The organism is Sphingomonas pseudosanguinis (assembly GCF_014196255.1).
GTDB classification, from domain to species: Bacteria; Pseudomonadota; Alphaproteobacteria; order Sphingomonadales; family Sphingomonadaceae; genus Sphingomonas; species Sphingomonas pseudosanguinis.
Window position 1 is genome coordinate 49,186 of the sequence record NZ_JACIDH010000011.1, and the last position, 10,075, is coordinate 59,260.

At 68.1% G+C, this 10,075-nt stretch carries 11 protein-coding genes; 3 read left to right on the plus strand and 8 right to left on the minus strand.

The annotated features are described in order from the left end of the window. Positions 1-84 precede the first annotated feature (84 nt). The 7 genes from GGR48_RS12235 to GGR48_RS12265 all read right to left on the minus strand — a co-directional run bounded on the left by GGR48_RS12235 (position 85) and on the right by GGR48_RS12265 (position 6,634). Positions 85-642: a (2Fe-2S)-binding protein gene (locus GGR48_RS12235; protein WP_183952169.1), complete on the minus strand. Its 558-nt coding sequence runs from the start codon at positions 640-642 to the stop codon at positions 85-87. A 36-nt stretch (positions 643-678) separates the two neighbouring features. After that, positions 679-1,803, minus strand: coding sequence for a CaiB/BaiF CoA transferase family protein (locus GGR48_RS12240; protein WP_183952170.1), 1,125 nt, complete (start codon positions 1,801-1,803; stop codon positions 679-681). A 145-nt stretch (positions 1,804-1,948) separates the two neighbouring features. After that, a complete protein-coding gene (locus GGR48_RS12245) occupies positions 1,949-3,133 on the minus strand; it encodes an acyl-CoA dehydrogenase (protein WP_183952171.1) in 1,185 nt (394 codons plus the stop codon). Positions 3,134-3,201: 68 nt separating this feature from the next. Beyond that, a complete protein-coding gene (locus GGR48_RS12250; protein WP_183952172.1) occupies positions 3,202-3,759 on the minus strand; it encodes a YbjN domain-containing protein in 558 nt (185 codons plus the stop codon). 138 nt (positions 3,760-3,897) lie between these two features. Continuing rightward, entirely contained in the window at positions 3,898-6,024 is a 2,127-nt protein-coding gene (locus GGR48_RS12255; protein ID WP_183952173.1) for a TonB-dependent receptor, read from the minus strand. 71 nt (positions 6,025-6,095) lie between these two features. Continuing rightward, on the minus strand, positions 6,096-6,461 hold the full coding sequence (locus GGR48_RS12260) for a hypothetical protein (protein ID WP_183952174.1): 366 nt from the start codon (positions 6,459-6,461) through the stop codon (positions 6,096-6,098). Then, a complete protein-coding gene (locus GGR48_RS12265; protein WP_183952175.1) occupies positions 6,458-6,634 on the minus strand; it encodes a hypothetical protein in 177 nt (58 codons plus the stop codon). The genes GGR48_RS12260 and GGR48_RS12265 overlap by 4 nt, the downstream gene beginning before the upstream one ends. Positions 6,635-6,729: 95 nt before the next feature. Between GGR48_RS12265 and GGR48_RS12270 the strand changes: the two genes are divergently transcribed. Further along, complete coding sequence (locus tag GGR48_RS12270) at positions 6,730-7,347, plus strand: S24 family peptidase (protein ID WP_183952176.1); 618 nt, start codon at positions 6,730-6,732, stop codon at positions 7,345-7,347. A gap of 19 nt (positions 7,348-7,366) precedes the next feature. Here GGR48_RS12270 and GGR48_RS12275 read toward each other — a convergent pair whose 3' ends face one another. Further along, positions 7,367-7,552, minus strand: a complete 186-nt coding sequence (locus GGR48_RS12275; protein WP_183952177.1) for a hypothetical protein — start codon at positions 7,550-7,552, stop codon at positions 7,367-7,369. A 109-nt stretch (positions 7,553-7,661) separates the two neighbouring features. On the opposite strand from GGR48_RS12275, the gene GGR48_RS12280 reads away from it, so the two are divergent. Both GGR48_RS12280 and GGR48_RS12285 read left to right on the plus strand, forming a co-directional pair. Beyond that, positions 7,662-7,925, plus strand: coding sequence for a hypothetical protein (locus GGR48_RS12280; RefSeq protein WP_183952223.1), 264 nt, complete (start codon positions 7,662-7,664; stop codon positions 7,923-7,925). Positions 7,926-8,085: 160 nt separating this feature from the next. Continuing rightward, entirely contained in the window at positions 8,086-10,047 is a 1,962-nt protein-coding gene (locus tag GGR48_RS12285) for an autotransporter assembly complex protein TamA (RefSeq protein ID WP_240456049.1), read from the plus strand. The last annotated feature ends 28 nt before the right edge of the window (positions 10,048-10,075 follow it).

Here is a 10,075-nt window from a genome sequence, read left to right on the forward strand (position 1 = left end):
CCGGCTCCGATCATGCGGTGAACCCTGCCATGCGCGTGTTGAGTGGATGCTGAACCCGACTGTCAGCCAAGTGAAAGAATCGTGTCAGCGGCCGTCTTGCGCCATCGCGCCGGGGACCAGCGCCGGCACCGTGCGCGGGGCATCGGCGGGATCGGTGCCGGGCAGGGGCGCGCCGGGGATCGTCTCCTCGCCCCGCTGCGCCCGCGCGGCGCGCTGGATCGCCTCGACCAGGCGCGGATAGATGCCGCAGCGGCACAGATTGGTGATCTGGGCGCGGATCAGCTCTTCGGACGGATCGGGATGTTTCTGGATCAGCGCGGCGGCGGCCATCACCATGCCGGGGATGCAATAGCCGCACTGGCTGACATTGGCGGCCAGGAACGCTTGCTGCACGGGGTGCGAGCGGTCGCGGGACAGTCCCTCGATCGTGGTGACGACGCTGCCCTCGATCCGGCCGATCGGCACCTGACAGCTGCGGACGGCGCGGCCGTCGATGTCGACCGTGCACGCACCGCAATCGCCGGTGCCGCAGCCATATTTGGTGCCGGTCAGATTGGACGCGTCGCGCAGCGCCCAGAGCAGCGGCGTGTCGGGCGGCAGGCGATAGCGGACGGGCTGGTTGTTGACGGTGAGGCTGGTCATCCTGGGGCAGCGCTTAGTCGATGCCGGGGCACAGAGCTACCGCCCGAGCATCGGCGCGGCGCGGTCGAGCGTAAGGTCGGCGTCGGAAAAGCGGATCGGGGTGCGTACGCCCGGCACGGTGGAGCCATCGGGGCGCTCAGGCTGGATGGCGAGGCCGCGTGCGAGCACCTGCGGGTCGGCAAAGGCCTGTTCGACCGTGTTGATCGGCCCCGCCGGAACGCCCGCCGCCTCCAGCGCCGCGAGCAGTTCGTCACGCGGCCAGCGGGCAGTGGCGGATTCGATCATCGGGGTGAGCGTCGCGCGATGTTCGCAGCGCAAGGCATTGGTCGCATGGAGCGGATCGTCGCCGTCGATGCCGACCACATGCGCGAAGCGGCGGAACTGCGCGTCATTGCCCACCGCCAGAATGAACCAGCCATCGCTGGCGGGAAAGGCGGCATAGGGCACGATATTGGGATGCGCATTGCCCAGCCGGCTGGGCGTCGTGCCCGAGGCGAGATAGTTCATCGCCTGATTGGCCAGCACGCCCGTCATCGTGTCGAGCAGCGCCATGTCGATATGCTGTCCGCGCCTGGTCCGCCCGCGCATATGCAGCGCGGCCTGGATCGCGATCACGGCATAGAGGCCGGTCATGATGTCGGCGAGTGCTACGCCGATCTTCTGCGGCGCGCCACCGGGCTCGCCGGTCAGGTCCATGATGCCGCTCATCCCCTGGACGATGAAATCATATCCGGCGCGGGCGGCATAGGGGCCGTCCTGCCCGAAGCCGGTGATCGAGCAGTAGATCAGGCGCGGGTTGATCGCCGACAGGCTGTCATAGTCCAGGCCGTAGCGGGCGAGGCCGCCAAGCTTGAAATTCTCGATCACGACATCGGCATCGGCGATCAGCGCGCGGACCCTGGCCTGCCCCGCGGGGGTCGCGAAGTCGGCGACGACCGAGGACTTGCCGCGATTGGCGGCGTGGAAATAGGCGGCATCCTGGCTGCCGTCCGGATTGGCGATGAAGGGAGGTCCCCAGCGGCGGGTATCGTCACCCTCCGGGCTTTCGACCTTCACCACCTCCGCGCCGAGATCGGCCAGCACCTGCCCCGCCCAGGGACCGGCGAGGATACGGGCGAGTTCGACGACCTTGAGGCCGGCGAGGGGCGCGGCTTTGGTCATCCATTCCTCCCCAAGCTATGCTTGGGGAGGGGGACCATCGCGTCAGCGATGGTGGAGGGGCTGGACGGACCCGCCATGCCCCTCCACCACGTCCTTCGGGCGCGGTCCCCCTCCCCATCGGGGATGGGGAGGAATAGGGACTGGCTCAAAACGCCGCGATCCCGGTGATGGCGCGGCCGAGGATCAGCGCATGGACGTCGGCGGCGCCTTCATAGGTGTTGACCGTCTCCAGGTTCATCAGGTGGCGCATCACCTGATATTCGCCCGAAATACCGTTGCCGCCATGCATGTCGCGCGAGGCCCGCGCGATGTCGAGCGCCTTGCCGACATTGTTGCGCTTGACGATCGAGATCATCTCGGGCGCGAACCGGCCTTCGTCCATCAGCCGGCCGACGCGCAACGAGGCCTGAAGCCCCAACGCGATCTCGGTCTCCATATCGGCCAGCTTCTTCTGGAACAGCTGCGTCGCGGCCAGCGGGCGGTCGAACTGCTTGCGGTCGAGGCCATATTGGCGCGCGGCGTGGAAGCAGAATTCCGCCGCGCCCATCGCGCCCCAGCTGATGCCGTAGCGGGCGCGGTTGAGACAGCCGAACGGCCCCTTCAGCCCCTCGACATGCGGCAGCAGCGCCTCCTCGCCGACCGCGACCTCGTCCATCATCACCATGCCGGTGATCGACGCGCGCAGGGACAGCTTGTTCTCGATCTTGGGCGCGGACAGGCCCTTCATGCCCTTTTCCAGCACGAAGCCCCGGATCGCGCCACCGTGCGCGTCCGACTTGGCCCAGATCACGAAGACATCGGCGATCGGCGAATTGGAGATCCAGGTCTTGGCGCCCGACAGGACGTATCCGCCATCGACCTTTTTCGCGGTCGTGCGCATGCCGCCGGGATCGGAGCCGGCATCGGGTTCGGTCAGGCCGAAACAGCCGATCCATTCGCCGCTGGCCAGCCGGGGCAGATAGCGATGCTTCTGTTCGTCCGAGCCATAGGCGTGGATGGGATACATGACGAGGCTGGACTGCACGCTCATCATCGAGCGGTATCCGCTGTCGATCCGTTCGACCTCGCGCGCGATCAGACCATAGGCGACATAGGACGCGCCGACGCCGCCGAACGCCTCCGGGATCGTCGAGCCGAGCAGCCCAAGCTGCCCCATCTCGCGGAATATCTCGGGATCGGTATGTTCGTGCGCAAAGGCCTCGACGATGCGCGGGGCGAGCCGGTCATCGGCATAGGCGCGCGCGGTGTCGCGGATCATCCGCTCGTCATCGCTCAGCTGGTCGTCGAGCAGGAACGGGTCCGCCCAGTCGAACTTGCCCATCAGGGACATGGAATTCTCTCCTTATGTCCGCCGCTTCTCGGCAAGGCGGGCGGCTTTGTCCACCCCCGCCGGGCTGGTCAGGTCGTCGTCTTGACCGGCGGCGCGGGCACGGTGCGCATGGGCGTCGTCTGGGGCTCTGCCGGCGGATTGGCCTTCAGAAAGGTCTCCAGCGTGCCCATCGTCGAGGACCACCATTCGACGACATCGGTGAAGTTGGCGCGGGTGATGCCGCCCACCGTCGACATGTCGTGCGTCAGCCGCAGATCGCCGTCCTTCATCAACGCGAGCTGGGCGAAACGCTTCTCGCTGTTCCATGTGTTGACGAAGTTCAGGTCGCGCCGCTCGGACGGGGTCAGCCGCATCGAGAATTGCAGCGAGGCGCATTGCTTGTGCGCCTCGCAGTCATAAAAATAGATATTGAACTTGTATCCGGCGGCCGAGCTGACGATCATCGGATCGCCCTCGCCATCGGTGTCGACCAGCCCCTGATAGCCGGCACGCATCATCGCGCCGCCGACGCTGTTGGGATCGCTGGCGCAAATCAGGTCCTTGGGGCAAGGCGTCGTATCCTTGGCCTCGGCCGCGCCTGCACCGGCCCCCAGTACCATGGCCGCCAGCCACCACGTCTTCGTCATCCTCTACTCCCCCTCAGATGCCCGCCCCGGAGGCTATCACCGCGCCGCGACGGCGCAAGCCCGATCGCGGATGACAAAAAAGGCCCCCTCCCGCCAGAGCGGAAGGGGACCAGTCACCCGACGCAGACCGAGGGGGCGTCAGAGCTTGAAGCTGAGCGTCGCGCGCAGATCGCGGCCCGAGAGCGGCGCGAATTCCTTCAACACGCTGGCATGGCGGCGCGCATCGACGTCGAAGATGTTGTTCGCCGACAGCGTCAACGTCGTCGGGTTCAGCGGCCCCCAAGGCTTCAGCTGGACCGAGGCGTTGACCAGGGTGAAGCCGTCGGTCGGCGTCTCCAGACCCATGACGCGGCTCTGCTTGAAGCTGCGCTCGACCTCGACGCGCGCGTTCACGCGGTCCGACTGCGCTTCCAGTCCGCCCAGCAGACGCAGCGGCGGGATGCGCGGCGCTGGACCGTTGTTCAGGATCTGGGCGTTGACATAATCGCCCAGCAGGTCGGCGTTGATCGCATAGGTGCCGATGGTGGCGAGGCGCAGCGACCCCTCCGCCTCGATCCCGTAATAGCGGGCATCGGCCTGCGCATATTGGAAGCAGGGCAGGTCGACATCGCGGCCCGAGGGCGCGGCGGCATTCACGCACGCGGCGGCCGGCACGAACGCGTCATAGATATAGTTGGAGAAGCGGTTGTAATAGGCCGAGGCGTCGAAGCTATAGCCCTCGCCATGCCCGTGCAGCGTGGCCTCGATGCCCCAGCTGGTTTCCTTGCGGAAGTCGGGATTGCCCAGCTCATAGGCCTCGGTCCCGGCATGGGGGCCGTTGGCGAACAGCTCCTCGGCGGACGGCGCGCGCTCGGTACGAGACAGGTTCAGGCCCGCGCGCCAGTCGGGGGCGAAGCCATAGCTGGCGCCGATCGATCCCGAAAAGGCGTCGAAGCTTCGCTGCCCCCGGAAGAAGCGGTCGTCGGTGACGGCGGTGCGCGCGGTCAGCGAGGTATGCTCATAACGGGCGCCCGCCTCCATCTTGAACGCGCCGCGATCCAGCTGTTGCAGGGTGAACAGGCCGACCTGCGCAGTATTGTTGCGCGGCAGGAAGGCTTCTTCGCCCTGCACGTCGAAGTCGCGGTTGAAGAACTGCACGCCCGACGCGCCCTGCCAGCCGTCACGCTTGGCCTGGACCAGCTCGAGCCGGCCCTCGATACCCTTGTTGTAGAAGGCGGTGCCGACCTCGCCATCCTCTTCCAGCTCGAAATGGCGGTAATCGGCCATGCCGGCGCGCAGGCGGATGCGCTCGAGGAAGCCGCCGCCGGTCTCGATCTCGCCACGCAGATCGACGCGGTTCTGAACCAGGCTGAGGCGCGGGGCCTCCGGTTCCTCACCACCGGGGGTCAGCGCATAGCGGATCGGCACGCCGTACAGGCTGTCATAATGGCTGTACGAGACGCCGAGCGAGCCATTGTCGGCGATGAACGCGCCCCCGACACCGGCAGTCCAGGTCTCGCTGGCGGTGTTGGGCAGGCGACCGCGCAGATTGGCGGTATTGGCGAAGTCGAGCGGATCGTTGGGCGCCTGCGCCGCCGATGCCAGCGCCTCGGCCCGCGCGCGGCGCGACAAGACATAGCCGCCAATCTTCAGGTCGTCGGTCTTCAGGTACGAGCCATCGGCATGGATGACGAACTGCTTGCCGATCGCGACATCGGTCGCGCCCGCCACCGAGCGTTCATTGGCGGCCGAGCCATAGCCGGCGATGCCCGACAGGCGATAGCCATTCTCGGGCACGCTGCGCGGGATGCGGCTGTCGATCACATTGACGACGCCGCCCACCGCCGACGATCCGAACAACAAGGCGGAGGGGCCGCGCAGCACCTCGACCCGCTCGGCGAGGAGGGGATTGATGACCACGGCATGGTCGACACTGGTGTTCGACACGTCGATCGAGCCGATGCCGTCGGTCAGCACGCGGATACGCTCACCCTGGAAACCGCGCAGCACCGGGCGCGAGGCATTGGGGCCGAAGGAGGTGGCCGACACGCCCGGCTGGCGTGCCAGCGTCTCGCCGATGGTCGGGCGGATCGAGCGGACCAGTTCGTCGCCGGTGACGATCGAGGTGCCCGACAGCACATCCGCCTCCGACTGGAGCACCGGCGCGGTCACGACGATCTCGCGGCCACGATTGGTCGGCTGTGGCGCGGTCTGCGCGACGGCGGCGCTGAACGGGACGACAAGGGCGGCGGCGGACAGGCCGGACAGCAGGGCGGGCTTCAGCAAGACGGGGCTCCGATGGTTGGCGAAGCCCCGTGCCTAACGTAGTGTTACATCATATCAAGAGAAAAATGCCCTCACGCGCATCCGTTCGCCGCATCGTTACAGATGAGGACGGATAAGCAACAGTCGCCGGGCGCCGGCACGACCGCGATGTCCGCGACCAGGTCGCGTCCGATCGGCAGGTCCGCCTCCGGCAAATCCGCCAGCCAGCGGGTCACGGCCGGGCTCGGTGTGAACGTCAGCGCCAGGGTGGCCACGGTGCCGGTGAAGGTCGCCGACGCCCAGGGTTCGGTCGACCGTATGTCGATCGATACGGCACAGCCGGCCCGCGCGGCATGGGCGGTCAGGACGCGCGTCAGGCGGTCGACCCCGTCATTCGACCGGAGCCGGGGCCGCGCGGCAGGCATCGGCGTATGCGCGATGCGTTCCATCATGGTCATGCCAGATGCTCCAGGATGAAGGTCTTCACCCGCCGGATCGTATCCGGCCCCGGCTCGCGCCCGCGTCGCAAGTCGCCGACCAGCCTGGGGTCGTTGACCGCCAGCCGGCCGAACTTGGTTTCGGGCATGTGGCTGGTTTTCAGATAGCGCTCGATGAGCACCAGCAATTCCATGGACGTTCTCCCATTGTCCGATTCTCGCTTCCATGTTCTTGATCTGTTCTATTTTCCAACTTGTCTAGGAAAAATCCTATGCCTATATCGATGTCATGATGGGACAGGATGTCAGGACGGCGCTTCCGGCGCTCGCGGAGCAGGCGGGCGTCAGCCTGGCCGCGCTGTCGCGCATGCTCGGTCGCAACGACGCCTATCTCCAGCAATTCGTCCATCGCGGCTCGCCACGAACCCTGGCGGAAGGCGATCGGCGACAGCTGGCGGAGTTTTTCGGCGTGCCCGAGACGCGGCTGGGCGCGCCGAAGGAGGCCGGGCCGTTGTTGATGCCGCGTCTGGCGGTCGCGGCGTCGGCGGGACCGGGAGCGACGGTCGATGACGATGTGATGATCGGGGTCGAGGCGCTCGACCGGCAACTCGCGCGGCGGCTGGGGCTGAGCGACGGCACCGCCTCGGTCATTCGGGTGCGCGGCGATTCGATGGCGCCGGGGCTGATGGACGGCGACCATCTGGTCGTCGATCAGAAGGACACGCGGCCCGGCGCGCGCGGCGGTCTCTACATCATCCGCATCGGCGACGCGTTGATGGTCAAGCGCGTTTGCGCCACGCCGCAGGGGCTGGTGGCGACCAGCGACAACCCCGCCGCGCCGCCGGTGCCCGACGGGCCGATCATGGTGGTCGGGCGGGTCGTCTGGCAGATGCGACTGCCGGCCTGACGCCGCACGGGCCAGCGGATCAGCGGTTGCGCCACCAGAGCAGCAGCGCGGCCAGGATGCCGATGCCCAGGCCGGCGAGCACCGCCACCGTTACTTCCCCCGTCGCGAGGCCGGCGATGATCCCGCCGACGATCCCGATGGCGATGAAGATGCCGCCGCCGCTGGAGGTCGGGCGGGACGGTCGGGGCTGTACGGGATCGGTCATGAGCGCTGTCCTGCCATGCCCGGCGGCGTCAGGCCAGCCGTCCCGGCACGGGGCGGTGGGGACACGCAACGGGACTGGTCAAGCGACGGAGGCCGGCCTAAGGGGAGGCATGAAGCGGTACGGTTCAGACGATTTCCTGTTCGACGACGGTGGAGAGGCGGGCGGCTATGTCGTTCCCTTCGTGACCGATACCGATGTGGCGACCGCGTCCGAGATGATCGAGACATTCGGCGAATCGGCCGGCGGCGAGGCGGCGGCGCGCGCCGGGCGCAGCCGTGATCTGGGCAACCATATCCATTTCTGCCGCTGGCGGCAGATCGAGCGGCTGATCGGCCTGCTGGTGCTCGAAGAGGCGTTCGACACCGTCCATTGAGGCACCTTGCGCCGACGACCGCCCCGGATCGCGGCGGCCGGCGCGGCAAATCTGTTCAATCGAACGCGCTTGGGGGTGTCGCGGACCGTTCCGCGTCGCTAGGGATCGGGCCATGAGGGTCCGCATCGGGCGGCCGCACGATGTGGCCGCTATCGTTTTCATGGCAATGGCTTGGGGGAGCGCCGGCTGGACGGCGGCCGCCAGGGCCCAGGCCGCGCCCGCCGGACAGGATGCCGCACCGTCGACCGCCACGCCGCCTTCGGGGCAGGCGCTCGACGATCCGATGATGCTCGACCCCTCGGCACCGCTCGCGCCCTTGCCCGAGATCGGCGTCGCCTGGCCCGACCTGTCGACCGCGCCCGCCGATCCCGCCGCGACCATCGCCGCCACCGTCGATGCGGCGGCCGAGCGACGCTATCGCTGGCGGATCGAGGGCATCGACGACACCGGCGATCTGGTCCGCCAGCGGTTCGACCAGCTATCGACGCTCAGCGCCAACGAACGCGATGCCGCCAACGCCGCGCAGCTCGACCGCCGTGCGCGCGAGGATGCCGCGCTGCTGACCAATTTGCTGCGCGGCGCCGGCTATTACGACGCGCAGGTCGCGACGCGGATCGAGCCGGGCGATACGCCGACCGTCGTGCTGCAGGCGGTGCCCGGCAAGATCTATCGCTTCGCCGATGTGACGCTGGACGGGGTAACCGCCACCGGCGACAAGGCGGGCGAGCTGACCAAGGCCTTCGGCGTCAAGCCCGGCGACCCGGTCGATGCCGACCGGATCGTCGCGGGCCAGGCGGCGCTGTCCTCCGCGATCGGCGAGGCGGGCTTTCCCTTCGCCAAGGTGGGCGATCCGCAGATCGTGGTCGACCATGCGACCGGCACCGCGACGATCGACCTGGCGCTGCAACCCGGGACCGAGCGTCGCTATGGCCGGATCGTCGCGACCAACGACCGGGTGTTCGACGCCGGACATATCCAGGATATCGCCCGCTTCCGCCCCGGCCAGCCCTACGACTCGACCGGCCTCGACGATCTTCGCCGCGCGCTGGTGCAGACGGGGCTGGTGTCGTCGGTCGAGGTCAAGCCGGTGCCGGGGAACACGCCCGAGACGGTCGATGTCGCGGTCACGCTCGAACCCGCGCCGCAGCACACCATCGCGGGTGAGCTGGGTTACGGTACGGGCGAGGGCGCGCGCGCCGCGATCAGCTGGACCGACCGCAATCTCTTCCCGCCCGAGGGCGCGCTGACCCTGCGCAGCGTGCTGGGCACGCGCGAACAGCTGGGCGCGGTCGTCTTCCGCCGCAACAATTTCAACGGTCGCGACCGGGTGCTGACCGCGCAATTCTCCGCCGCGCACATCATCCGCGACGCCTTCGATGCCAAGACGCTGTCGCTGTCGGGCAATCTGGAGCGGCAGACCAATATCTTCTTCCAGAAGACCTGGACCTGGTCGCTGGGCGCCGAGCTGCTGACCTCGGACGAGCGTGACGTGATCGCCTCGACCGGGCAACCGCGCCGGCGGACCTTCTTCATCGGGGCACTGCCGACCAGCCTGAATTACGATGGCTCGGACGATCTGCTGAACCCGACGCGCGGCTTTCGCCTGGGCGGGCGGCTCAGCCCCGAATTGTCGTTGCAGGGCGCCGCCTTCGGCTATGCGCGGACGCAGATCGACGCCAGCCTCTACCACCCCTTTGGCGAGCGGGTGGTGCTGGCGGCGCGGACGCGGCTGGGCACGATCCTGGGCGCGCCGCGCGACCAGATCGCGCCGTCGCGGCGCTTCTATGCCGGCGGGGGCGCGTCGGTACGCGGGTACGGATTTCAGGCGATCGGGCCGCGCGATGCCAATAACGATCCCATCGGTGGGCGCAGCCTGGCCGAGTTCTCGATCGAGGCGCGGGTGCGGGCGTTCGGCAATTTCGGCATCGTGCCGTTCCTCGACGCGGGCAATATCTCGACCTCGCCGCTGCCGCGCCTGACGGGCCTGCGCTTCGGCACCGGGCTCGGCGTGCGCTATTACTCCAATTTCGGCCCGATCCGCCTGGATGTCGGCACCCCGATCAACCCGCAGCGCGGCGATAGCCGGGTCGCGGTTTATGTCTCGCTGGGTCAGGCCTTTTGACCGACGCGCCGGACCTGACCGAGACCGC